Below are 22,322 nucleotides of genomic sequence, written 5' to 3'. Positions count from 1 at the left end.
CCAGCAACGAATCTCCGACATCCCTATGACAACGAACACAGTTTCCCGCAGAGTTGCGTGGCTACGCGTGGTCACGCTGGCCATTGCCGCGTTTATTTTTAACACCACAGAATTTGTTCCGGTTGGGCTGTTGTCTGACATAGCCGAAAGCTTCCAGATGGAAACGGCGCAGGTGGGCATTATGTTGACCATCTACGCCTGGGTGGTAGCGCTGATGTCGCTGCCGTTTATGCTGCTCACCAGCCAGATGGAGCGGCGCAGGCTGCTGATCGGCCTGTTTGCCCTGTTCATTGCCAGCCATGTCCTGTCGTTTATGGCGTGGAATTTTACGGTGCTGGTCATTAGCCGCATCGGCATTGCTTTTGCCCACGCGGTCTTCTGGTCGATCACCGCGTCGCTGGCTATTCGGCTCGCCCCGGCGGGTAAACGCGCCCAGGCCTTGAGCCTGATTGCCACTGGTACCGCGCTGGCGATGGTGCTGGGTCTGCCGATTGGCCGCATCGTAGGGCAATACTTCGGCTGGCGTACCACCTTCTTCGCCATCGGCATGGGCGCGCTGGTGACGCTGGTGTGTCTGATTAAGCTGCTGCCAAAACTACCAAGCGAACACTCCGGCTCGTTGAAAAGCCTGCCGCTGTTGATGCGTCGCCCGGCGCTGCTGAGTATCTACCTGCTCACCGTTATCGTGGTCACCGCGCACTACACGGCGTACAGCTACATTGAACCGTTTGTGCAGGTGGTCGCGGGCTTTAGCGCCAACTTTGCCACCCTCCTGCTGCTCATCCTCGGCGGCGCGGGCATTATTGGCAGCGTGCTGTTCGGCAAACTGGGTAACCAGCATGCCTCCACGCTTGTGAGCAGCGCCATCGGCCTGCTGCTGGCGTGCCTGGTGCTGCTGCTGCCTGCGTCAGGCAGCGAAAGCCAGCTGGCGATCCTGAGCCTGTTCTGGGGCGTGGCGATCATGATTATTGGTCTCGGCATGCAGGTGAAAGTCCTGGCACTGGCGCCGGATGCCACGGACGTGGCGATGTCGCTGTTCTCGGGGATATTCAATCTGGGGATTGGCGCGGGGGCGCTGGTGGGCAATCAGATTAGCCTGCACGTGTCGATGTCGGCGATTGGCTATCTGGGGGCGATTCCGGCCCTGGTGGCGCTGATCTGGTCGGTACTCATCTTCCGCAAGTGGCCGGTGGCGCTGGAGGAACAGGGGCAGCACGGGTGACGTGTGCAGCGCCACCCGGCAATCACATCAATGATAAGTCTTAATAATCTCCAGCACGCCGTTAATAATAAACTGCACGCCCATACAGACCAGCAAGAAGCCCATCAGGCGGGAAATCGCTTCGATACCGCCCTTGCCTACCCAGCGCATGATTGCACCGGAGCTGCGCAGCGACGCCCAGACGGTAAGCCCGATAATCGCAAAAATCAGCGGCGGCGCAACCGTCAGCACCCAGTCCGGGAAGGTTGCGCTGTCGCGCACCGTCGACGCGGAGCTGATGATCATCGCGATGGTACCCGGCCCTGCCGTGCTGGGCATAGCCAGCGGTACAAAAGCGATATTGGCACTCGGTTCAGTTTCCAGCTCTTCGGATTTACTGGCCGCCTCCGGCGACTCGTGCGCTTTTTGCGCCGGGAACAGCATGCGGAAACCGATAAAGGCCACAATCAGCCCCCCGGCGATACGCAGGCCAGGGATGGAAATCCCGAAGGTGTTCATCACCAGCTGTCCGGCGTAATAGGCCACCATCATGATGGCAAATACATACACTGCAGCCATCATCGACTGATGATTGCGCTCGGCGCTGTTCATGTTCCCTGCCAGTCCGAGGAAAAGCGCCACCGTCGTTAACGGGTTAGCCAACGGCAGCAGTACCACCAGCCCAAGCCCAATTGCTTTAATCAAATCCAACATAGTGCGTCGTTGTCCTTATCCACATTTCACATCGCAATTATAGGGTGAAAGCATGACGTTCAGCCATGCGCGCAACGTAACGATTATTTTCTTCCGGTAAAGATAACCTGTCGTTATCTATATGATTTGAAAGCCTTCAAAAAGAGTTCATGAAACGTTTTAGCAATTCGTGGCATCGGCTGATTCATTCAGTTGACTTATACTTGCCTGAGCAATAATATCTGCCGTGATTAAACTACTTGCCAGGGCAACCATTGTGAAAAGCACCAGTGATATCTTTAACGACGTTGTTCCGCTGGGTCGTCTTATTCATATGGTTAACCAGAAAAAAGATCGCCTGCTCAATGACTACCTGTCACCGCTGGATATCACCGCAACACAGTTCAAAGTGCTGTGTTCCATTCGCTGCGAAGTGTGTATCACGCCGGTTGAGCTGAAAAAGGTGCTCTCTGTCGATCTGGGTGCGTTAACCCGCATGCTCGATCGTCTCGTCTGCAAAGGATGGGTAGAACGAAGCCCTAACCCGAATGACAAACGCGGCGTACTGGTCAGGCTCACCAGCGATGGTGCGGCTATGTGCGAGCAATGTCATCAATTAGTAGGACAAACACTGCATCAGGAACTAACAAAAAACTTAACGGCAGATGAAGTGGCAACCCTTGAGCTTTTGCTGAAGAAAATACTGCCGTAAACAGAAAAAAGAGGTATGACGATGTCCAGACGCAATACTGACGCTATCACTATTCATAGCATTTTGGACTGGATCGAAGATAACCTGGAATCGCCGCTCTCCCTTGAAAAAGTGTCAGAGCGTTCAGGTTACTCCAAATGGCACCTGCAACGGATGTTCAAAAAAGAGACCGGTCATTCATTAGGTCAATATATTCGCAGCCGCAAGCTGACGGAAATTGCCCAGAAGCTGAAAGAAAGCAATGAACCGATCCTTTATCTGGCGGAGCGTTACGGATTTGAATCACAGCAAACCCTCACGCGTACGTTCAAGAACTATTTTGACGTGCCGCCTCATAAGTACCGAATCACCAGCGTGCCGGGTGAATCCCGTTACCTGTATCCGTTAAAACACTGTAGTTAATCATCGCCTGTAAAAGACGTAACCGAGGAAAAAATGAAAGTTACCGCCTCCGCCGCCCTCGCCTTGCTGGTGCTGTTTTCCAGCCAGACCTTCGCGGAGCAAACCCCAGGTGCAACGCAGCAAAATAATCATGACACGATGATTTTGCCGTCAGCACATGACCAGTCGCCTTATGATTTCAACCACATGGGTGCTGGTAGCGACAAATCCGACGAATTAGGCGTGCCTTATTATAATCAGCACGGCCTCTGATTCGTTTTTGCCCCGCAGATGCGGGGCTTTTTTATGCCCTATCCCCTTACCCGCGCCGCCCGGCGAACCCGCAGGCCAAACACGTTGATGTACAGCCCGGCCATGATCAGCACGGCACCGAGCAGCTGCAGCGCGCTCAGCGTTTCGTCCAGCAGTATCGCCGCACTGGCAAGCCCCACCACCGGAACCAGCAAAGACAGCGGCGCGACGCGCCAGGTCTCATAGCGCCCCAGCAGCGAGCCCCAGATCCCGTAGCCCACGATGGTGGCGACAAACGCCAGATAGATAAGAGAAAGGATCGTGGTCAGATCGATCTCGACCAGGCTTTTCAGCATCACCTCCGGGCCATCCAGAATAAACGACGCCGCCAGAAACGGGATTATCGGGATCAGTGCGCTCCAGACCACCAGGGACATCACCTGAGGCCTCGCCTCGTGCTGCATAATCAGCTTGTTGAAAATATTGCCGCACGCCCAGCTCAGCCCCGCCGCCAGCGTGAGCATAAACCCGAGCAGCGCCACATCCTGACCGTTCAGGCTGGCTTCAATCAGCACCAGCACGCCAAACACCGCGAGCGTTATCCCCGCCAGCTGTTTGCCCTGCAGACGTTCGCCAAAGACGAACGCGCCGAGAATGATGGTAAAGAACGCCTGCGCCTGTAGCACCAGCGAGGCAAGACCGGCCGGCATGCCGAACTTGATGGCGCAGAAGAGAAACGCGAACTGGCCAAAGCTGATGGTCAGACCGTAGCCCAGCAGGAGTTTCAACGGGATTTTCGGACGGGCGACGAAAAAGAGCGCCGGGAACGCCACCAGCATAAAACGCAAACCGGCCAGCATCAGCGGGGGCATGTTGTGCAATCCCAGCTTGATGACCACAAAATTGAGCCCCCATACCACGACCACCAGCAACGCCAGCAGTCCGTCTTTACGCGTCATACCCTGCCCCTGAATTATTAATAATTTGTTAACACTTCAAGGTAACAGAAAAAAGTGTGCCGCGAGAAGATCATTATTTCTGGCAGGCAGCTGAAGCACTTAGGGATAAATCGGGTGCTATACAAGCCCCTTATGTCATGGTAATCCTGTTAACACACGTCTAAAAAAAAGCATAAGCAACCGTCGGGCAGGAAAATGAAACCATCTCTCAGGCGCTCAACCGCAGCGCTGCTGGCATCGTCATTGTTATTAACCATCGGTCGGGGGGCAACGCTGCCGTTCATGACCATTTATCTCACGCGCGTGTTTAACATGAGCGTCGAGAATATTGGTTATGCCCTGACGATTGCGCTGACCGTTGGCGTGGTGTTCAGCCTGGGATTTGGCATTCTGGCCGATAAGTTTGATAAAAAACGCTACATGCTGATCGCGATCGTGGCTTTTATCGCCGGGTTTGTCGCGATCCCGCTGGTGGATAACGTCACCCTGGTGGTGCTGTTCTTTTCCCTGATCAACTGCGCCTATTCCGTCTTTTCGACGGTGCTGAAAGCCTGGTTCTCGGACGTGCTGACCTACAGCCAGAAAGCGCGCGTCTTCTCGCTCAACTACAGCTTCCTGAACATTGGCTGGACGATCGGGCCGCCGATTGGCACCCTGTTGGTGATGTACAGCCTGCAGCTGCCGTTCTGGCTGGCGGCCTTCTGCGCCGCGCTGCCGCTCGGGTTTATTCATTTCTTCGTGCAAAAAAGCGTCGCGCTGGATACCGCCGAGGAGAAGATGCCCTGGCAGCCGTCGGTGCTGCTGAAAGACCGCGCCCTGTTCTGGTTCACCCTCTCCGGCCTGCTCGCGTCTTACGTGGGCGGATCGTTCGCCAGCTGCATTTCGCAGTACGTGCTGGCCGCCAATGCCGACAGCGATTTTGCCCAGAAGGTGGTCGCCGTGGTGCTGCCCGTTAACGCCGCCGTGGTGGTTACGCTGCAGTACGCGCTGGGGCGCAAGATCTCTGCCAGCAATATTCGGCCTTTAATGACCGCCGCAACGCTGTTTTTTATCCTGGGGCTGGGAGGCTTTATGCTCTCCGGGGAGAACCTGATTTACTGGGGCATCGCCGCCGCCATCTTTACGCTGGGTGAGATTATCTACGCACCGGGTGAATACATGCTGATCGACAACATCGCCCCGCCGGGGATGAAGGCGAGCTATTTTTCCGCACAGGCGCTGGGCTGGCTCGGGGCGGCGGCAAACCCGATGATCACCGGCATTATCCTGACCAACCTGCCGCACTGGTCGCTGTTTGCAATCATGATGGTTGCCATCGTCATTGCCTGGCTGATGATTTTGCGGGGAATGAGCGTGAAGGCGTGGAACGAGTCACCCAAAGCGGCGTAGAGAATAGAGGCCGGGTAAGGCGTAGCCGCCACCCGGCAATAACGCATCAGTGGTGCAGCATTTCCTCCACCACCTGCTCTTTGTACATCTCGTTTGGATAATAGGTCGGCCAGTTATCCATCTCTTTCAGCAGCGCCTCGTGGGAGGTGTTGCCCATAAAAATATGGAAGTGCGAAGAGGCTTTCGGCCCGATGATGTGGTCGCTGAACTGCACGAACTTCGGCGCCTTGCTGCCGGCATCCTTACACTCAAACAGATAGCGAACGCCTTTTTTGCCCGATGCGTAGGTCAGAATTTTGTAACCGCTGTAAGCATACTGACAGCTGCTGACCGCCTTGCCTCTGTGGAATTCCATTACGTTATTTTCAATGCCGATGGCATCCACGTCCGTGGCATATCCCTTGCGGTAGTAAGCTTTCACCTCGTCAAAGGTTTTGCTTTTATCCTTCTGCGCTTTCTGTTTGAAGACCGGATCCAGCGAGCCGTCCAGCAGGAACGGATAAACCGACTGCCAGGTGCCGTCCCAGTCGGACAGCGCTCTGTCCTTTACGTCTTTATCCTCAAACACGCCGTTTGCCGCCTTCTGTTCCGCTTCGGTCATCTGATGGCCGTGCGAGTGAGCAAACAGCTGGCCGCTGACCAGCAGCGCCCCCAGAGTCATGGCAAATTTCCCAATATGTGCAGCCAAAGTAACGCCCTCATTCCGTTTTATAAGAATTAGAATGTTATATTATAACATTTCAGATCGCAACCAGTCCGCGAACGCCCTCCTGCTCCATATTTTCGCCCCTCCCGCGCTGGATTATGGTGCCGCGGGACATCAGGAGATAGCTGTCGGCCAGCTCGGCGGCAAAGTCGTAAAACTGCTCGACCAGCAGGATTGCCATATCGCCTCTGTTTGCCAGGGTGCGGATCACCTGGCCAATCTCTTTGATGACGGAAGGCTGTATGCCTTCGGTCGGTTCGTCCAGAATCAGCAGCTGCGGACGGCTCGCCAGCGCGCGACCAATCGCCAGCTGCTGCTGTTGCCCGCCGGAGAGATCGCCCCCGCGGCGGTGCTTCATCTCTTTGAGAACCGGGAACAGCTGCCAAATCTCGTCAGGAACCTGCTTTGCCTCGCGGGCGGAAAAACGCGACAGCCCCAGCAGAAGGTTCTCTTCCACGGTCAGGCGCGGGAAAATCTCGCGGCCCTGCGGGACATACGCCACGCCAGACTGCACCCGCTGGTGCGGCCTGCTGTGGGTGATCGTTTTACCCTGCCAGATGACCTCCCCGGTTTTCGCCGGGATCAGCCCCATCAGGCACTTCAGCAGCGTGGTTTTGCCTACGCCGTTGCGCCCCAGCAGGCAGGTGACTTCACCGGTGGCGGCTTCAAAGCTCACGCCGCGCAGGATATGGCTGCCACCGTAGTACTGATTCAGTTCGTTAACCTGTAACATCATCGCTCCTTAGCGCCCCAGATAGACCTCAATCACCTGCTCGTTGGCCTGCACCTCGCGAAGCGAGCCTTCCGCCAGCACGCGTCCCTGATGCAGTACCGTGACGTGGTCGGCAATCGTTTCAACAAAGCCCATGTCGTGCTCCACCACCATCAGGGAATGCTTGCCCGCCAGGGTTTTGAACAGCTCGGCGGTGTATTCCGTTTCCGCGTCGGTCATCCCGGCGGCGGGTTCATCCAGCAGCAGCAGGTGTGGGTCCTGCACCAGCAGCATGCCGATCTCCAGGAACTGCTTTTGCCCGTGCGAAAGCAGCCCCGCGCGACGGTCCCGCTCGCTGCCAAGGCGCAGAAGAACCAGCATCTCGTCAATGCGGTCCCGCTGCTCGCCGTTGAGTTTTGCCCGCAGGCTCGCCCAGACGGATTTATCGGTTTTCATGGCGATCTCAAGGTTCTCCCACACCGTCAGCGCTTCAAAGACCGTGGGCTTCTGGAATTTTCGGCCAATCCCCTTACGGGCAATGGCCGCAGGCTCCAGCGCGGTCAGGTCGATAGACTGGTCGTAAATGGCTCTACCGCTCTTTGGCCGAGTTTTACCGGTAATCACGTCCATCAGCGTGGTTTTACCGGCTCCGTTGGGGCCAATCACGCAGCGCAGCTCGCCCACGCCGATATTCAGGGAGAGATCCGTCAGCGCCTGAAATCCATCAAAACTGACGCTGATGGCCTCAAGCTGAAGCACCGGGTCGGTCTGGTCCCGATAGCGATCGCCGGGCAACTGGCGGGTAAATAATCCTTCCGTTTGCTGCATTATTTCTCTCCCTTACGCAACAGACCGTAGACGCCGCGCGGCAGGAACAGCGTGACGGCAATAAAAATCAGCCCCAGAAACAGCTGCCAGTACTCCGGCATGGCGACGGTAAAGAAGCTCTTCGCCCCGTTGACCAGCGCCGCGCCAATCACCGGGCCCACCAGCGTGCCGCGCCCGCCCAGCGCCACCCAGATAGCGGCTTCTATTGAGTTGGTCGGCGACATCTCACCGGGGTTAATAATGCCGACCTGGGGAACGTACAGCGCCCCCGCCAGGCCGCACAGCACGGCAGAGAGCGTCCACACCAGCAGCTTGAACCCGCGCGGATCGTACCCGCAGAACGTCAGGCGGTTTTCCGCGTCGCGCACGGCGGTCAGGATGCGGCCAAACTTGCTCTTCGCCAGCGCGAATCCGCTGCCCAACGCCAGGAGCAGCAGCAGCACGGTTGCCAGAAACAGCGCGATGCGGGTGGCCGTTTCCGTAACCGAAAACCCGAGCAGCGTGGTGAAGCCGGTAAAGCCGTTATTGCCGCCAAAGCCGGTTTCGTTGCGAAAGAACAGCAGCATGCCCGCGTAGGTCAGCGCCTGGGTCATAATCGAGAAGTAGACACCTTTGATCTTCGAGCGGAAGGCAAACCAGCCAAACACCAGCGCCAGCAGGCCCGGCACCATCACGATCAGCACCAGCGCCCAGGCAAAGTGCTGGGTACCCCACCAGAACCACGGCAGCTCGCTCCAGGAGAGAAACGACATAAACGCGGGCAGGCCGTCGCCTGACGCCTGGCGCATCAGGTACATGCCCATCGCATAGCCGCCCAAGGCGAAGAAGATGCCGTGCCCAAGAGAGAGCATGCCGGCGTAGCCCCACACCAGATCCAGCGCCACCGCAACGACGGCATAGCAGAGGATCTTGCCGATGAGCGTCAGCATCCAGGTCGACAGCGCCAGCGGATGCGTGGCGGGCAGCAGGGCGAAAAACGGTAATATCAGCAGACACGCCACAAGCAGGCTGCCGGCAATCTGCGTTACGCGCGGCGCTTTACGCGCCAGCGTTAAGGTCAGCGGCTGGCTCATCAGTCAATCACCCTCCCTTTCAGCGCAAACAGCCCCTGAGGGCGCTTCTGGATAAACAGGACGATCGCCACCAGAATCACGATCTTGCCCAGCACCGCACCCATCTGCGGCTCGAGGATTTTATTGAAAATGCCCAGCCCGAACGCGGCCGCCACGCTGCCTGCCAGCTGGCCTACGCCACCGAGAACGACAACGAGGAACGAGTCGATGATGTAACCCTGACCAAGCTCCGGCCCGACGTTACCAAGCTGGGATAACGCCACGCCGCCTAACCCGGCGATCCCTGAGCCCAGCCCGAACGCCAGCATATCGACGCGCCCGGTCGGTACCCCGCAGCAGGCGGCCATGCTGCGGTTTTGCGTCACCGCGCGCACGTTCAGGCCAAGACGCGTTTTATTCAGAATCAGCCAGGTGAAGAACAGCACCATCAGCACAAAGCCCAGCACCACGATGCGGTTCCACGGCAGCGTCAGGTTGGCAAAAACCTGCACCCCGCCGGAAAGCCATGCCGGGTTTGCCACCTCCAGGTTCTGGGCACCAAAGGTCATGCGCACCAGCTGGATGAGCATCAGGCTGATCCCCCAGGTCGCCAGCAGCGTTTCCAGCGGACGACCGTACAGGTGACGGATCACGGTGCGCTCCAGCACCATTCCGATGCCCGCCGTCACGCAGAACGCTACCGGCAGCGCGATAACGGGATAGAGCGCCAGCCACTGGGGCGCAAGCCCGGCCATTGCCTGCTGCACCATCCACGTGGCGTACGCCCCCAGCATCAGCATCTCGCCGTGCGCCATATTGATAACGCCCAGCAGACCGTAGGTGATCGCGAGCCCAAGCGCGGCCAGCAGCAGCACCGACCCCAGAGAAAGCCCCATAAACGCCTGGCCCAGCAGATCGCCCCACATCAGGCGATGCGTAATCTGGCTAAGGCTCTCTTCTGCGGCCGCGCGCACGCCGGCGTCCGGCTCGGTCTGCGCCTGGGTAAATGGCGTGAGTCTGGACTGCACGTCCGGATCGTCTGACTGGCCCAGCAGTTCAACGGCCCTGCGGCGCACCTCCGGCTGCGGGCTCGCCAGCTGGAGGTTTGCCACCGCCAGCAGCAGCGCCTGACGCGCTACGGCGTCCGTTTCATCCCCAGCGCGCTTTTCCAGAAAAGCGAGCATGTCGGGCTGGGCATCACGCTGGAGCTGACGGGCTGCAGCCCGCCTTTCCGTGACGCTGTCACTAACAAGCTGGTGCGTGGCAATGGCCGTTGCGGCCAGCACGCGCAGCCGGTTGGTCAGGCGTACGGCTTTGGTTTGCCCTTCGGCCACGCGGGCTTCACCGAGCGAAACCATTTCGCCGTTACGCTGCGCAAAGGCGTGCTTTTGGCTGTCGGTATACAGGTTTTCCTTTTGCAGGGACTGAAGCAGCGGAAGCCTGGCGGCATCCGGCGCGGCGGCCCACTGCGCGAGGAGTTCCGCCTGCTGGCCGCGGCTGGCGGCAACAAAACGATCGGCATCCGATGCCTGCGCCATCCCTGGCAGCAGTCCGGAAAGCCATACAAGAGCGATGAACATGCGCATGGCGTTCATGACGTTTCTCCCTGAGGCAATGGCTTAGTTGCTGGCGGTTTTCATCGGCTGGTCGGGCTTTTTGTCATTCCCGGCGATGAACGGACTCCACGGCTGGGCGCGCACCGGCTGCTCCGTCTGCCAGACCACGTTGAACTGGCCGTTGCCTTCGATTTCACCGATCATGACCGGCTTATGCAGATGATGGTTGGTGGCATCCATGGTAAGCGTAAAGCCAGACGGCGCCTTAAACGACTGACCGGCCATCGCCGCACGCACCTTATCCACGTCGGTGGTGCCCGCTTTTTCCACCGCCTGCGCCCACATATGGATACCCACATACGTGGCTTCCATCGGATCGTTTGTGACGACGGTATCGGCATTCGGCAGCTTGTGCGCCTTCGCATAGGCTTTGTAATCCGCCACAAATGCCTGGTTGGTTGGATTATCCACGGATTCAAAGTAGTTCCACGCCGCCAGGTTGCCCACCAGCGGTTTGGTGTCGATCCCGCGCAGCTCTTCTTCACCTACGGAGAACGCCACCACCGGGACGTCGGTGGCCTTCAGTCCCTGGTTAGCCAGCTCTTTGTAGAACGGCACGTTGGAGTCGCCGTTGATGGTCGACACCACGGCGGTTTTGCCGCCTGCGGAGAATTTTTTGATGTTGGCGACGATGGTCTGGTAGTCGCTATGGCCAAACGGGGTGTAAACCTCTTCGATGTCCTTATCCTCAACCCCTTTCGAATGCAGGAACGCGCGCAGGATCTTGTTGGTGGTGCGCGGGTAAACGTAGTCGGTACCCAGCAGGAAGAAGCGCTTCGCCCCACCGCCGTCCTCGCTCATCAGGTATTCCACCGCCGGGATGGCCTGCTGGTTCGGCGCCGCGCCGGTATAGAAGACGTTTGGCGACATCTCTTCGCCTTCATACTGCACCGGATAGAACAGCAGGCCGTTCAGCTCCTCAAACACCGGCAGCACGGATTTGCGCGAAACCGACGTCCAGCAGCCGAACACCACCGCCACTTTATCCTGGCTCAGCAGCTGGCGCGCCTTCTCGGCAAACAGCGGCCAGTTTGAGGCGGGATCCACGACCACCGGCTCCAGTTTTTTACCCAGCACGCCGCCTTTGGCGTTGATCTCGTCGATGGTCATCAGGGCGACGTCCTTCAGCGGGGTTTCGGAGATGGCCATCGTGCCGGACAGAGAGTGCATGATCCCCACTTTGATGGTATCGGCCGCCTGCACGCCAAAACTCATTCCCATCGCCGCGACGGACGCGGATAACGCAAAGGCTTTTAATAAGGTACGACGCTGCATATTTTCACTCCTGAAAAAGAACGCTGCGCGAAAACGTCCGTTACGGCATGGACGCGGAAATAAAGATGTCAGCGAAGCAGGAGCAAAAAGGATGCCAGAATGAAGAACGCGCTATTGCAGGAGACAGAAGGCAGGATGTAAAGAGAACGACTCAGAATGGCACAGCGCTGCACTTTTATAATGCAGCGCTGAGGAAGCGGTTTTACCAGACTTCGCTGGCGATCTGCGTTACCAGGCGGACCTTATCCCACTGCTGGGACTCGCTCAGGCTGTTGCCCTCTTCGGTGGAGGCAAAGCCGCACTGCGGGCTGAGGCAGATCTGCTCTTTCGCCACGTATTTCGCCGCCTCTGCCAGACGGGCCTTCACGCCTTCCGGGTTCTCCAGCTCACCTTTTTTCGTGGTGATCAGGCCCAGCACCACCTGCTGCTTGCCCGGGCGAACGAAGCGCAGCGGCGCGAAATCCCCGCTGCGGTCGTTATCGTATTCGAGGAAGAAGGCGTCAACGTTAACCGTCCCGAACAGCACCTCCGCCACCGGCTCATAGCCGCCTTCGGAAATCCAGGTTGAACGGAAGTTACCGCGGCAGACGTGCAGCCCGATGGTCAGATCCTCCGGCTTGCCTTCCAGGGCCTTGTTCAGCACGCGGGCGTAGATTAGCGCCAGCTCATCGGCGTCGTCGCCGCGCTCGCGGATCTGACGGCGCTGGTCGTCCGAGCAGAGATAGGCCCAGACGGTGTCGTCCAGCTGCAGATAACGGCAGCCCGCTTCGTAGAATGCGCGGATGGCGTCGCGCCAGGTAGTCGCCAGATCGTCGAAATAGTCGTTCAGATCCGGGTACACCGTCGCGTCGATGTCTTTGCGCCCGCCGCGGAAATGGAGCACGCTTGGGCTGGGAATGGTCATCTTCGGCTGGGCACTGCCGCTGATGCTTTTCAGATAGCGGAAGTCTTCCAGCATCGGGTGGTCGCCAAAGCCCAGCTTGCCGGTCACGCGCACGCCGTGGGCTTTGGTTTGCACTCCGTTGAACTGAATCCCCTGCTGTGAATCGTAACGCTCAACGCCCTGAAGACCGTCAAAGAAATCGAAGTGCCACCAGGCGCGGCGAAATTCACCGTCGGTCACCACATGCAGGCCGCACGCGCACTGCTGCTCGACGACGTGGCGAATGGCCTCGTCCTCCACCGCGCGAAGCTGTCCGGCATCAATCTCGCCGCTGGCGAACTTCAGGCGCGCCTGCTTAACGGCATCCGGACGTAAAAAGCTGCCGACTACGTCGGCGCGGTATGGGGCGTGCTGTCGTTGCATGGAAATCTCCTCAGTCTGCCGGTATTAATTGCCCGCAGTGATAATTCATCATTTGAATATTTAGACTTCTGGATGTCTAAATGTCCAAAAAAGATGTCATACCTGACCGATTCCGGCAAACGAGAAAATTTCACGGGTATTGAAAAAAATTCATCTTCACAGCGCGGCCTCATGCGCCTGGCTGGCAAACGCGTAGCGTTCATCTTCCCAGCCGGTGATGCCCCCGAGCATGATTTTGACCGGCAGTCCGAGACGCGCCAGCTTCAGCGCCGCCCTGTCCGCGCCGTTACAGTGTGGCCCCGCACAATACACGACAAACAGCGTCCCCTCCGGCCATTGGGACATCCGCTCAGCGGTAATCTGGCTCCAGGGCATATGCAGCGCGCCCGGCACGTGGCGGCGGGCAAACTGCTCCGGGCTCCCCACCACGTGCAGCAGCACGAAGTCCTGCTCGTTATTGGCGATGGCGTGATGCACGTCGGCGCAGTCGGTTTCGACGCTCAGGCGACGCAGAAAATGGGTAACGGCTTCCTGCGGCTCGGCAGCCGGAAACTCAGTAACATAGCTCATGAACCTTCCTCATCTTTGGCGTTTGTGTTAACACTACTCTATCCACAAATTCAGCCCGTGAATGCGCTCGCTTATGCCAGAAAACAGCAAAAAGATGACAAACTTAAGACAGGTTATCCGCCCGCAGGTGGTAGTGCTGGCGTATGACGGGCTGTGTACCTTTGAGTTTGGCGTGGCGGTTGAGATTTTTGGCCTGCCGCGTCCGGAGCTGGGCGACGACTGGTACCGTTTTGCGGTGGCGAGCGTGGATAGCGGAGAACTGCGGGCGACCGGCGGGATCCGCATCGTTGCCGATGGCGACTTGAACCTGCTTGCGTCGGCGGACCTGATTGTGGTTCCCGGCTGGCGGGGGCTGGATGCACCGGTTCCTTCGGCGCTTTGCGAGGCACTGCGCCAGGCCAGCGCGCGCGGATGCCGGCTGCTGTCCATCTGTTCGGGCGCGTTCGTGCTGGCCGCTACGGGGCTGCTGAACGGCCGTAAAGCCACGACGCACTGGCGCTACATTGACGCGTTTAAGGCCCGCTACCCTCACATCGAGGTGGTTGAGGACGTGCTCTACCAGGACGAAGGCGATATCCTGACGTCCGCAGGCAGCGCGGCGGGAATCGATCTCTGTCTGCACGTCGTCCGGCGGGACTATGGCATGGAAACCGCCAACAGCGTGGCGCGACGGCTGGTGATCCCCCCTCACCGGGATGGTTCACAGCCGCAGCAGCTGAGCCGCCCGGTGGCGCAGCTGCGGGAGAGCCAGCGCCTGGGCCAGCTGTTTGATTTTCTGCACACGCACCTTGTCGAGCCGCACAGCGTCGACTCGCTGGCGCGTCGGGTCGGCATGAGCCAGCGCACCTTTCTTCGTCGCTTCGAGGCGGCAACGGGCACGACGCCCGCACGCTGGCTGCTCAACGAGCGCCTGCTGAGAGCAAAAGATTATCTGGAGAGCAGCCGTTTAAGCATCGACAGCATCGCTGAACAGACCGGGTTTGGTCAGGCGTCGACGCTGCGCCATCATTTTCGCCAGCAGTTCGCGCTTTCTCCGGCCCAGTATCGTAAACAGTTTTCACGTTCCGATCCTGCCCGCTAGCGGCAAAAGCGCAAAAAAAAACCGCCATTATCTGGCGGTAAATGCTTGCATGGATAGATTTGTATTTTGGTCTCTACGTCCCCGACGCTCCATGGTCGGGCAGCGGATCTCGAATAAACTAACACCGGCTGTCTTAACGAAACCTAAACAGCCCGGTTAACTCGCGCTGGTATTGATTTGCAAATAGCGCATCAGACCCTGCTCAGCGCTCTGTTTTGCATCATCGTTAAGTGCCTCGAGATAAAACGAACGCGATACTCCATAGGGAGCTTTTTCAGAGGGATATACCGCAAACTGGAATGTTTTTCCCCGTGCCGGATGGGTGCAGTCTAATTCCCAGCGTTGATCGTTTACTTTTTTGCTATTGCAGGCTACGCGTCCATAGTCGCTGGTTAAATAAGAACCAACGCGAACTTCCGCGGACTGAATATATTCTGGTTCGTCATTACCGATATAGCGAACCCCTGCGGTAGCCCCAACGGCCGCCACGAGGAGCGCAAGCGCGATTATTTTTTTCATTTATTTAGACTCATTCCTTAGCCAGAGAACCTCTATTATATAGGATTATCCTTAAAGTAAATGTCTATTTCCGTACCAGAACAGGTAGTTTACAACGCGTATTCCATATTTAGGATATTTCTTAAGACGGATTCACTACCTACAGTATTTGACACTTTCTTTGCTGTACTTTGAATTATTGAATAATAACGAGAAAAAATAATCGGCATGCTTATTCCCGCAATGTTATTCAGCGGTGAAACCATGGTGAAAAAAGGGTTATCTCTCGTCATGCTTATTTGTGCGCTGTTTTCCGGCCAGCTGATGGCCGGGCACAAAGGCCATGAATATATTTGGGTAAAGAATGTGGAACATCAGCTGCGGCATGAGGCCGACAGCGACGAGTTACGCAGCGCAGCGGAAGAGTCAGCGGAAGGTTTGCGCGAGCACCACCTGTGGCAGAAATCGCGCAAACCGGACACGCACGTAAGGTAGTTAACTGCCCTTGCGTTTCGGCAGGGTTTTCATCAGGTCGTCCGGGCTCACGGACGCGACGATGCTGCCCGGCGGTGGCATTTTGAAAATATGGTTTTTCATTTTGCCGATAACATGCATTTCGCAAGGACGGCAGTCAAACTTCAGGGTCAGGACTTCGTCACCGTTGACCAGCTGCATGGGGGTGGCCTTCCAGCTCTTGATATTCCCTTTCGCCTGTTTCGGGCACAGGTTAAAAGCAAAGCGCAGGCAGTGCTTGGTGATCATCACCGGCACATCGCCCTTCTCTTCGTGCGCTTCATAGGCCGCGTCGATCAGCTGCACGCCGTGGCGATGATAGAATTCACGCGCTTTATGGTTGTAAACGTTGGCCAGGAACGATAAATGGGTGTCCGGATACACGGGCGCAGGAACAGATTCGGCCTTACGGCTGCCGCGCGGATAGTGCGCCAGGCGTGCGGCATCCAGCATCTCTGCCGTTTCGCGGCGGAACTGGTTAAGCAGGCTGTTCGGCACGAACAGCGCGTCCGGCAGATTAACCTCGATAGCGCGCGCGTAGTAAATCGTCTGGCCCAGCTTCGCCACGCCGTCCTTCAGGCTGTTAAGCGCTTTATCCGCGTTGTTTGCCACCTCGAACAGGCCATCAAGCGTATGCGTTACGCTGATGCCGTCTTCGCAGGTCATGGTCAGAATCAGCTGCTCTTCCCAGCCGCCCAGCTCAATATCCACCGCGATGCGGCGCTCGCTGGAGGTTTTCAGCAACGCCTGCTGCCAGTTATGATCCAGGTTACGGTTGAGCGGCGCGTTCGGCCTTGCCTTGTAGAGATCGGCAGGCATTTCATTCGGCCAGACGCGGTAGCGGTTCTCGCCGGTTTTTTCGACCGTGTTGGCGCGAAAGCCCACCACTTCACGCTTAATCATCACGTTCAGGCCGTCGCCGTTCGCCAGCGGCTCCGTCACTTCAACGTCCAGGTGATCTTTCGCCACTTTCAGCACCTCACCGACCGGTAAACCGATAAACTTCGGTGAGTCAAACGCGCCGATATCCCCTTTGCGGGCGTTCACGAAATAGTCCGTGCTGCCGCGGTGGAAGGTTTTGTCAGTCGACGGAATAAAGAAATGCTCGGTACGACCGGCCGAGGCGCGCGCCAGGTCACCACGATCTTCAATAATGGCGTCCAGCATCTGGCGATAGTGCGCGGTGATGTTCTTCACGTAGCTCATGTCTTTGTAGCGTCCTTCAATCTTGAAGGAGCGCACGCCTGCGTCGATCAGCGCGCCCAGGTTGGCGGTCTGATCGTTATCCTTCATGGAGAGCAGGTGTTTTTCGAACGCCACCACGCGCCCCTGATCGTCTTTCAGGGTATACGGCAGACGGCAGGCCTGTGAGCAGTCGCCGCGGTTGGCGCTGCGGCCCGTCTGGGCGTGGGAAATGTTGCACTGGCCGGAATAGGCCACGCACAGCGCGCCGTGGATAAAGAACTCAATCGTCGCGTCTGTCGCCTGGTGAATATCGCGGATTTGATTCAGGTTCAGCTCGCGCGCCAGCACGATCTGTGAGAAACCGACGTCAGAGAGGAATTTGGCTTTTTCTACCGTGCGGATGTCGCACTGGGTACTGGCATGCAGCTCAATCGGCGGAATATCCAGCTCAAGCACGCCCATGTCCTGAACAATCAGGGCATCGACGCCGGTCTGGTAGAGATCGGTAATCAGACGCTGCGCGGGCTCCAGCTCATCATCATGAAGAATGGTGTTCAGGGTCACGAACACTTTCGCCCCGAAACGGTGGGCGAACGGCACCAGCTCGGCAATATCGCGCAGGCTGTTGCTGGCGTTATGGCGGGCACCGAAGCCAGGGCCGCCGATGTAGACGGCGTCAGCGCCGTGAAGGATCGCTTCACGGGCAATGGCGGCGTCGCGGGCCGGGCTTAAAAGTTCAAGATGATGGGATTGCAGGCGCATACTTCGTCGTTATCCGTTATGGTCAAAATGGCGGCTATTGTAGTCAGAAGTATGCGCCAGCGAAACAGTTTTGCGTAGCCTCAGCGGGGATAATGGATCAGTGAGTGAAAATGCACCGGCCGGTCGCTGCTGTTGCGGTAGGCGTGCGGTTTATCGCCGGCAAAACGCACGCCCGAATCGGCAAAAATCGTCTGCCATTCGCCGTTGATGTTCATCTCCAGCTCGCCGCCGATCACCACCACATGCTCAATCACGCCCGCCTCGTGCGGCGTGGACTCGCTCACGGCGCCCGGTGCCAGCGTAATAGAGAAATAATCAAACCCGAGCGTCTCATCCCAGGGAAAGAGCGGTTTGACCACCATCGCCTGCTGCTGCGAGTCAAACACGGCCGGCCTGTCCGCCTCGGACGTGATGAAGGCGGAGAACGGGACGTTCAGCCCGGTGGCGATTTTCCACAGCGTCGACACCGTCGGGCTGGACTCATTGCGCTCGATTTGCCCGAGCATCGCTTTCGACACGCCGGTTTCGTCCGCCAGCTTCGACAAACTCCAGCCGCGCGCCTGGCGCAGCGTTTTCAGCGTTGCTGCAAGATGTTGTGTAATGTCCATGCTCCCTCCTGATGACTCCGAGCATACCACTTGTACGCTATAGCGCACAGTGTTACCTTATCGCGGACGTTATAACGCACAGCGGAGTCTCTATGCGCCCTTCCTCTCATCTCGTTCCAGCCGTACTGGCTGGATTTGTCGCCGTTCTGGTCGGTTACGCCAGCTCGGCAGCCATCATCTGGCAGGCCGCCGCGGCGGCAGGCGCCAGCGCGCAGCAGATTGCGGGCTGGATGACCGCGCTGGGGATTGGGATGGGCGTCAGCACGCTGGCGCTCTCCTGGTGGTATAAAGCCCCGGTGCTGACCGCCTGGTCAACGCCCGGCGCGGCGCTGCTCGCCACCAGCCTGCACGGCGTGACGCTGGCTGAGACAATCGGCGTGTTCATCTTCGCCAACGCGCTCATTTTACTCTGCGGCATTACCGGCCTTTTCGCCCGTCTGATGAGGCTGATCCCCCATTCGCTTGCGGCCGCCATGCTGGCAGGCGTACTCCTGCAGTTTGGTCTGCACGCGTTTGCCCATCTGGATGGGCACTTTCTGCTGTGCGGCAGCATGATTGCGGCGTGGCTGCTGGCGAAAGCGCTGGCACCGCGCTATGCCATCGTCGTAACGCTGCTAGCGGGCGGGATCGTGGCGTGGGCGGGAGGTGACGTTGTCACCGATAAAATCACCTTCGCCCTCGTGATGCCTGAGTTCATTGCCCCGGACTTTACCTTCACCAGCCTGGTGAGCATCGGCTTGCCCTTCTTCCTGGTGACCATGGCCTCGCAAAATGCCCCCGGCTTCGCGACGATGAAAGCCTCCGGCTATCCGCTGGCGGTCTCACCGCTCATTATTTTTACCGGCGGGCTGGCGCTGCTGCTGTCCCCCTTTGGCGTCTTTTCCATCTGCATAGCCGCCATTACCGCCGCTATCTGTCAGAGCCCGGATGCCCACCCGGACGCCGGTAAACGCTGGCTGGCGGCCATCGCGGCCGGCGGGTTTTATCTGCTGGCGGGGGTGTTCGGCGGATCCATCACTGGCATTATGGCTGCGCTGCCGCTCAGCTGGATCCAGACGCTGGCCGGTCTGGCGCTGCTGGGTACTATCAGCGGGAGTTTATATCAGGCGCTAAATCATGAAGCGGAGCGCGACGCGGCCATCGTCACGTTTCTGATGACCGCGAGCGGCGTCACGATCCTGGGCATCGGTTCGGCATTCTGGGGGCTGGTGCTGGGCGGCGTATGCTACGCCCTGTTTTCACGCGCTCGCCGCGCGTAGCTGTGAGGGCGTCATACCCATGACGCTACGGAAACGGTTACTGAAGTGGCTGGCGGAGTTAAACCCGCAGGCCAGCGCGATATCCGTCAGCGGCGTCGAGGTATGCTGTACCAGGTTTTTCGCTTTTTCCATGCGCCGTTGCATGACGTACTGATGCGGCGCCAGCCCCGTCGACTGGCGGAACATGCGGGCAAAATGGTATTCGCTGAGGGCGGCCTGCGCCGCCAGCTCGGCCAGCGTCAGGGGCTGCCCGAGGTTTTCTTCGATAAAGGCCAGCACGTTGCGCAGAACAAACGGCGATAGCCCGCCGGTAACGACCGGCAGCTTCCACTGAACGTTTGAGTAGTTTTGCAGCAGGTGGGTCAACAGCAGCGTGGAGGCCGTGCTCAGGGTGAGCTGATTGGCCTGCTGCTGCCAGTCGCAGCCGAGCAGAAACTGGCGGTACAGCGCGGTGATCTTCGGGTCGCTGCCAAAAATGCGCTCGTCCAGGGTCAGCGACAGCGGCCGCTTGTCCCAGATTTTTTCGCCCACATCGTGCAGGTGTTCATCGGTGCAGTAGAGATGGACAAACGACAGATCGTCGCGGATATCCCACGTCGATTCACTCTCTTTCGGCATCAGACAGAAACGGTCCGGTCCCCCGCCGTTCTTCCAGCCGCCCGGCGTCTTTTGATAGCTCTCGTAGCCGTCGGCGACGTACAGGCTGAGGGTATGATGATTGCTTTTAACCGTTATCGTATCGCGCTTGTTGTACCACTCCGCCAGCTGAATGCCGGAATTGAGCGAGACGGTTTCCCGCAGGACCGCATTCTGTTGGCGTAGCGTTTCAAAGGTATCGTAAGCGTGAGACATAACCGTTAGCGCGTTATTGAGTGAACTGTCAGTCTAAGAACTGTTGTCCCCCGTTGCCAGCCCCCGGAAAAGAAAAAAGCGCAAGATTTTGCAAGTCTACCGCAAGCCGGTGAAAGCCCCTGACAGATGACGGCGCCATACTGCGGGCTTCCGTGGTTAGAGAAGAGAAAAAATATGAATGCGTTATTATACGGACTGGTGGTGATCATCTGGGGAACCACCTGGATTGCCATTTTCCTGCAGCAGGGTCCCGTACCCGCACCCGTCTCTATTTTCTGGCGCTTCGCCGTCGCCAGCCTCACGATGATGGTGGTGTTAGTCGTCCTGCGCCGCCTTCGCAAGCTGGCGCTGCGGGATCACCTGTTCTGCATGCTTCAGGGATGCTGCGTCTTCTGCTTTAACTTCTGGTGTTTTTATACCGCGGCGGCACACATCAACACCGGGCTGGAATCGGTGATCTTCTCCATGGCGGTGCTCTACAACGCGATTAACTGCTTTATTTTCTTCGGGCAGCGCCCGCCCGCGCGTTTCTGGACGGCGGCGGCGCTGGGTCTTGTGGGGATCGTGACCCTTTTCTGGGACGACCTGCTGGCCAGCGGCTGGAGCGTATCGCTCCTGACGGGCATTGGCCTTTCCGCGCTAGGCACGTACGGCTTCTCGCTGGGCAATATGATCAGCATGCGCCATCAGCGCAGAGGTCTGGAAACCATGACCACCAACGCCTGGGCGATGCTTTACGGCACGCTGGTGATGGGATGTATTGCGCTTTTCAGAGGCGACAGTTTTACCCCGGAATGGACGGTCACCTATATGGGCGCGCTGCTCTATCTAGCCCTGTTCGGCTCGGTGATTGCCTTTGGCGCCTACTTCACGCTGGTGGGACGTATCGGCCCCGGGAAAGCGGCTTACAGTACGCTGCTCTTCCCGCTGGTGGCGCTCTCCATCTCAACGGTGTATGAAGGCTACGTCTGGCACATCAACGGTATCGTCGGTTTGCTGCTGATTCTGGGCGGGAATATGGTGATGTTCACGAAACCAGAGACCTGGTTCAGGCGCCTGCGTACGGCGTAAGAAAAACGGCCTGCGCGATGCAGTCCGCTTAACGTTATTTCGCTGTTTTATGCACGTCAAACATGGTGGCGTCCGTCGCCATGTCGTCAACAACCTGCTTCAGCGTAGCGAAGCCCATAGGCGTGTTTTCGTTTGCCAGCTCTTTACCTTCGCCTTTACGAACGACTTTCATCACCGGTTTATTGGTGGCCGCGTCGATCAGCTCGCCTTCAAAGTAGAGATGGGTATCCATGGTGCGATGCCCGGTTGCCATCTGCGTACCTGCTACCACCAGCGCGACCGGCACCACTTCATAGAACTGCAGGCCCTCTTTCTGGGAACTCACCCCGGTAATTGCCCCGCGGAAAATCAGGCTGTGTTTGCCCGGCGTGGTCACAATCGGCTTACGGGTACCAATCGCCGTTTTCATTTTGTTATTGGTATAATTCAGCAGCTCATCAAGCGTTTTTTGACCAATCTGAGTGGTTGGTTTTGGCGCTGGATAATAGGTAATCGGCGTCCAGATAATGCTGTCGTAGTTCGCTTCGTTATAGGAAGGATCAACCCAACGCAGCGTTGGTTTACCCGTTGCTGAGGTCGTCTGCTGCAGGCCGGAATAATCTTTTAAAAAGCCTGAATATTGTTCTGGAGCCGCGACCTTTGAAGAACAGCCCGCCACTGCCAATAAACCAGTAAGCACTGCAACTTTAAAAAAAGTTTGAGTACGCATGATAGTTTTCCATGTTATCTGCAAGTATGCATTTGAAGTTATAGCAAAAGTTCGGTGGGTTTGTTGTGACAAAAAATGATGTGGAGAGCACAAATTGCGAAAAGAGTGCCCGGCCGCGTACCGGGCAGTGAA

At 57.9% G+C, this 22,322-nt stretch carries 24 protein-coding genes; 9 read left to right on the top strand and 15 right to left on the bottom strand.

The annotated features are described in order from the left end of the window. Nucleotides 1-25 precede the first annotated feature (25 nt). Nucleotides 26-1,222, top strand: coding sequence for a sugar transporter (locus tag USG84_RS05410; RefSeq protein ID WP_151413739.1), 1,197 nt, complete (start codon nt 26-28; stop codon nt 1,220-1,222). Between the two features lie 27 nt (nt 1,223-1,249). On the opposite strand, the gene USG84_RS05405 is transcribed toward USG84_RS05410, so the two are convergent. Next, nucleotides 1,250-1,915 carry a MarC family NAAT transporter gene (locus USG84_RS05405; RefSeq protein ID WP_061098222.1) on the bottom strand — a complete coding sequence of 222 codons (666 nt, stop codon included), beginning with the start codon at nt 1,913-1,915 and terminating at the stop codon, nt 1,250-1,252. 256 nt (nt 1,916-2,171) lie between these two features. On the opposite strand from USG84_RS05405, the gene marR reads away from it, so the two are divergent. Genes marR through marB form a run of 3 tightly spaced genes read left to right on the top strand, consistent with a single transcriptional unit; the run spans nt 2,172 to nt 3,260 of the window. Then, entirely contained in the window at nt 2,172-2,606 is a 435-nt protein-coding gene (marR, locus tag USG84_RS05400; RefSeq protein ID WP_028013139.1) for a multiple antibiotic resistance transcriptional regulator MarR, read from the top strand. A 21-nt stretch (nt 2,607-2,627) separates the two neighbouring features. Beyond that, the gene (gene marA / locus USG84_RS05395; protein ID WP_008502237.1) at nt 2,628-3,008 is read left to right on the top strand and encodes an MDR efflux pump AcrAB transcriptional activator MarA; all 381 of its coding nucleotides are present in this window, start codon (nt 2,628-2,630) and stop codon (nt 3,006-3,008) included. A gap of 33 nt (nt 3,009-3,041) precedes the next feature. Beyond that, nucleotides 3,042-3,260 (top strand): multiple antibiotic resistance protein MarB, encoded by a 219-nt coding sequence (marB, locus tag USG84_RS05390; protein ID WP_028013138.1) that lies wholly within the window; start codon nt 3,042-3,044, stop codon nt 3,258-3,260. A gap of 38 nt (nt 3,261-3,298) precedes the next feature. Here marB and eamA read toward each other — a convergent pair whose 3' ends face one another. Next, nucleotides 3,299-4,198, bottom strand: a complete 900-nt coding sequence (gene eamA / locus USG84_RS05385; RefSeq protein ID WP_253541985.1) for an O-acetylserine/cysteine exporter — start codon at nt 4,196-4,198, stop codon at nt 3,299-3,301. Between the two features lie 195 nt (nt 4,199-4,393). Between eamA and ydeE the strand changes: the two genes are divergently transcribed. After that, a complete protein-coding gene (gene ydeE, locus USG84_RS05380; protein WP_151413741.1) occupies nt 4,394-5,587 on the top strand; it encodes an efflux MFS transporter YdeE in 1,194 nt (397 codons plus the stop codon). Nucleotides 5,588-5,633: 46 nt separating this feature from the next. Here the strand turns inward: ydeE and zinT are convergent, their stop codons facing one another. The 8 genes from zinT to USG84_RS05340 form a co-directional block, all read right to left on the bottom strand. Further along, a complete protein-coding gene (gene zinT, locus USG84_RS05375) occupies nt 5,634-6,275 on the bottom strand; it encodes a metal-binding protein ZinT (RefSeq protein ID WP_151413742.1) in 642 nt (213 codons plus the stop codon). A gap of 52 nt (nt 6,276-6,327) precedes the next feature. Continuing rightward, nucleotides 6,328-7,026, bottom strand: coding sequence for an urea ABC transporter ATP-binding subunit UrtE (gene urtE / locus USG84_RS05370; protein WP_126818165.1), 699 nt, complete (start codon nt 7,024-7,026; stop codon nt 6,328-6,330). A gap of 9 nt (nt 7,027-7,035) precedes the next feature. Beyond that, complete coding sequence (gene urtD, locus USG84_RS05365; protein WP_253541981.1) at nt 7,036-7,833, bottom strand: urea ABC transporter ATP-binding protein UrtD; 798 nt, start codon at nt 7,831-7,833, stop codon at nt 7,036-7,038. After that, nucleotides 7,833-8,906 (bottom strand): urea ABC transporter permease subunit UrtC, encoded by a 1,074-nt coding sequence (gene urtC / locus USG84_RS05360; RefSeq protein ID WP_061098228.1) that lies wholly within the window; start codon nt 8,904-8,906, stop codon nt 7,833-7,835. Before urtC ends, urtD begins: the two co-directional genes overlap by 1 nt. After that, nucleotides 8,906-10,480: an urea ABC transporter permease subunit UrtB gene (gene urtB, locus USG84_RS05355; protein ID WP_151413743.1), complete on the bottom strand. Its 1,575-nt coding sequence runs from the start codon at nt 10,478-10,480 to the stop codon at nt 8,906-8,908. Before urtB ends, urtC begins: the two co-directional genes overlap by 1 nt. A gap of 24 nt (nt 10,481-10,504) precedes the next feature. Continuing rightward, complete coding sequence (gene urtA / locus USG84_RS05350; protein ID WP_253541980.1) at nt 10,505-11,776, bottom strand: urea ABC transporter substrate-binding protein; 1,272 nt, start codon at nt 11,774-11,776, stop codon at nt 10,505-10,507. A 202-nt stretch (nt 11,777-11,978) separates the two neighbouring features. Next, entirely contained in the window at nt 11,979-13,082 is a 1,104-nt protein-coding gene (locus USG84_RS05345; protein WP_253541979.1) for a cobalamin-independent methionine synthase II family protein, read from the bottom strand. 156 nt (nt 13,083-13,238) lie between these two features. After that, nucleotides 13,239-13,652, bottom strand: a complete 414-nt coding sequence (locus tag USG84_RS05340; protein WP_151413744.1) for a rhodanese-like domain-containing protein — start codon at nt 13,650-13,652, stop codon at nt 13,239-13,241. 73 nt (nt 13,653-13,725) lie between these two features. On the opposite strand from USG84_RS05340, the gene ftrA reads away from it, so the two are divergent. After that, on the top strand, nt 13,726-14,733 hold the full coding sequence (ftrA, locus tag USG84_RS05335; RefSeq protein WP_253541978.1) for a transcriptional regulator FtrA: 1,008 nt from the start codon (nt 13,726-13,728) through the stop codon (nt 14,731-14,733). 156 nt (nt 14,734-14,889) lie between these two features. Here the strand turns inward: ftrA and USG84_RS05330 are convergent, their stop codons facing one another. Then, nucleotides 14,890-15,252 (bottom strand): hypothetical protein, encoded by a 363-nt coding sequence (locus tag USG84_RS05330; RefSeq protein WP_151413745.1) that lies wholly within the window; start codon nt 15,250-15,252, stop codon nt 14,890-14,892. 243 nt (nt 15,253-15,495) lie between these two features. Here USG84_RS05330 and USG84_RS05325 point away from each other — a divergent pair, with 243 nt between their 5' ends. Next, complete coding sequence (locus USG84_RS05325; protein ID WP_061099667.1) at nt 15,496-15,726, top strand: DUF2554 family protein; 231 nt, start codon at nt 15,496-15,498, stop codon at nt 15,724-15,726. Here USG84_RS05325 and USG84_RS05320 read toward each other — a convergent pair whose 3' ends face one another. After that, the gene (locus tag USG84_RS05320; protein WP_253541976.1) at nt 15,727-17,691 is read right to left on the bottom strand and encodes a peptidase U32 family protein; all 1,965 of its coding nucleotides are present in this window, start codon (nt 17,689-17,691) and stop codon (nt 15,727-15,729) included. A gap of 80 nt (nt 17,692-17,771) precedes the next feature. Beyond that, nucleotides 17,772-18,299 carry a helix-turn-helix domain-containing protein gene (locus USG84_RS05315; protein WP_061098236.1) on the bottom strand — a complete coding sequence of 176 codons (528 nt, stop codon included), beginning with the start codon at nt 18,297-18,299 and terminating at the stop codon, nt 17,772-17,774. Between the two features lie 92 nt (nt 18,300-18,391). Between USG84_RS05315 and USG84_RS05310 the strand changes: the two genes are divergently transcribed. Further along, entirely contained in the window at nt 18,392-19,558 is a 1,167-nt protein-coding gene (locus USG84_RS05310) for a benzoate/H(+) symporter BenE family transporter (RefSeq protein WP_320738194.1), read from the top strand. Here USG84_RS05310 and USG84_RS05305 read toward each other — a convergent pair. Beyond that, a complete protein-coding gene (locus USG84_RS05305; protein WP_151413746.1) occupies nt 19,538-20,410 on the bottom strand; it encodes a helix-turn-helix transcriptional regulator in 873 nt (290 codons plus the stop codon). The two genes, USG84_RS05310 and USG84_RS05305, sit on opposite strands and share 21 nt — an antisense overlap. Before the next feature lie 174 nt (nt 20,411-20,584). Between USG84_RS05305 and USG84_RS05300 the strand changes: the two genes are divergently transcribed. Continuing rightward, a complete protein-coding gene (locus USG84_RS05300) occupies nt 20,585-21,481 on the top strand; it encodes a DMT family transporter (protein ID WP_253541972.1) in 897 nt (298 codons plus the stop codon). 34 nt (nt 21,482-21,515) lie between these two features. Here the strand turns inward: USG84_RS05300 and USG84_RS05295 are convergent, their stop codons facing one another. Continuing rightward, a complete protein-coding gene (locus USG84_RS05295) occupies nt 21,516-22,190 on the bottom strand; it encodes a DUF3313 domain-containing protein (protein ID WP_061098240.1) in 675 nt (224 codons plus the stop codon). Between the last annotated feature and the right edge of the window lie 132 nt (nt 22,191-22,322).

The sequence above is a fragment of the Enterobacter sp. 168J2 genome (assembly GCF_034107265.1).
Taxonomy (GTDB): Bacteria; Pseudomonadota; Gammaproteobacteria; order Enterobacterales; family Enterobacteriaceae; genus Enterobacter; species Enterobacter nematophilus.
This window is presented reverse-complemented; position numbering and strand designations above follow the sequence as displayed.

Coding starts and splice junctions, on each gene's coding strand:
- USG84_RS05410 (WP_151413739.1), top strand. CDS start 26: ATGACAACGAACACAGTTTCCCGCAGAGTTGCGTGGCTACGCGTGGTC.
- USG84_RS05405 (WP_061098222.1), bottom strand. CDS start 1,915: ATGTTGGATTTGATTAAAGCAATTGGGCTTGGGCTGGTGGTACTGCTG.
- marA (WP_008502237.1), top strand. CDS start 2,628: ATGTCCAGACGCAATACTGACGCTATCACTATTCATAGCATTTTGGAC.
- marB (WP_028013138.1), top strand. CDS start 3,042: ATGAAAGTTACCGCCTCCGCCGCCCTCGCCTTGCTGGTGCTGTTTTCC.
- eamA (WP_253541985.1), bottom strand. CDS start 4,198: ATGACGCGTAAAGACGGACTGCTGGCGTTGCTGGTGGTCGTGGTATGG.
- ydeE (WP_151413741.1), top strand. CDS start 4,394: ATGAAACCATCTCTCAGGCGCTCAACCGCAGCGCTGCTGGCATCGTCA.
- urtE (WP_126818165.1), bottom strand. CDS start 7,026: ATGTTACAGGTTAACGAACTGAATCAGTACTACGGTGGCAGCCATATC.
- urtD (WP_253541981.1), bottom strand. CDS start 7,833: ATGCAGCAAACGGAAGGATTATTTACCCGCCAGTTGCCCGGCGATCGC.
- urtC (WP_061098228.1), bottom strand. CDS start 8,906: ATGAGCCAGCCGCTGACCTTAACGCTGGCGCGTAAAGCGCCGCGCGTA.
- urtB (WP_151413743.1), bottom strand. CDS start 10,480: ATGAACGCCATGCGCATGTTCATCGCTCTTGTATGGCTTTCCGGACTG.
- urtA (WP_253541980.1), bottom strand. CDS start 11,776: ATGCAGCGTCGTACCTTATTAAAAGCCTTTGCGTTATCCGCGTCCGTC.
- USG84_RS05345 (WP_253541979.1), bottom strand. CDS start 13,082: ATGCAACGACAGCACGCCCCATACCGCGCCGACGTAGTCGGCAGCTTT.
- USG84_RS05340 (WP_151413744.1), bottom strand. CDS start 13,652: ATGAGCTATGTTACTGAGTTTCCGGCTGCCGAGCCGCAGGAAGCCGTT.
- ftrA (WP_253541978.1), top strand. CDS start 13,726: ATGCCAGAAAACAGCAAAAAGATGACAAACTTAAGACAGGTTATCCGC.
- USG84_RS05330 (WP_151413745.1), bottom strand. CDS start 15,252: ATGAAAAAAATAATCGCGCTTGCGCTCCTCGTGGCGGCCGTTGGGGCT.
- USG84_RS05325 (WP_061099667.1), top strand. CDS start 15,496: ATGGTGAAAAAAGGGTTATCTCTCGTCATGCTTATTTGTGCGCTGTTT.
- USG84_RS05320 (WP_253541976.1), bottom strand. CDS start 17,691: ATGCGCCTGCAATCCCATCATCTTGAACTTTTAAGCCCGGCCCGCGAC.
- USG84_RS05315 (WP_061098236.1), bottom strand. CDS start 18,299: ATGGACATTACACAACATCTTGCAGCAACGCTGAAAACGCTGCGCCAG.
- USG84_RS05310 (WP_320738194.1), top strand. CDS start 18,392: ATGCGCCCTTCCTCTCATCTCGTTCCAGCCGTACTGGCTGGATTTGTC.
- USG84_RS05305 (WP_151413746.1), bottom strand. CDS start 20,410: ATGTCTCACGCTTACGATACCTTTGAAACGCTACGCCAACAGAATGCG.
- USG84_RS05300 (WP_253541972.1), top strand. CDS start 20,585: ATGAATGCGTTATTATACGGACTGGTGGTGATCATCTGGGGAACCACC.
- USG84_RS05295 (WP_061098240.1), bottom strand. CDS start 22,190: ATGCGTACTCAAACTTTTTTTAAAGTTGCAGTGCTTACTGGTTTATTG.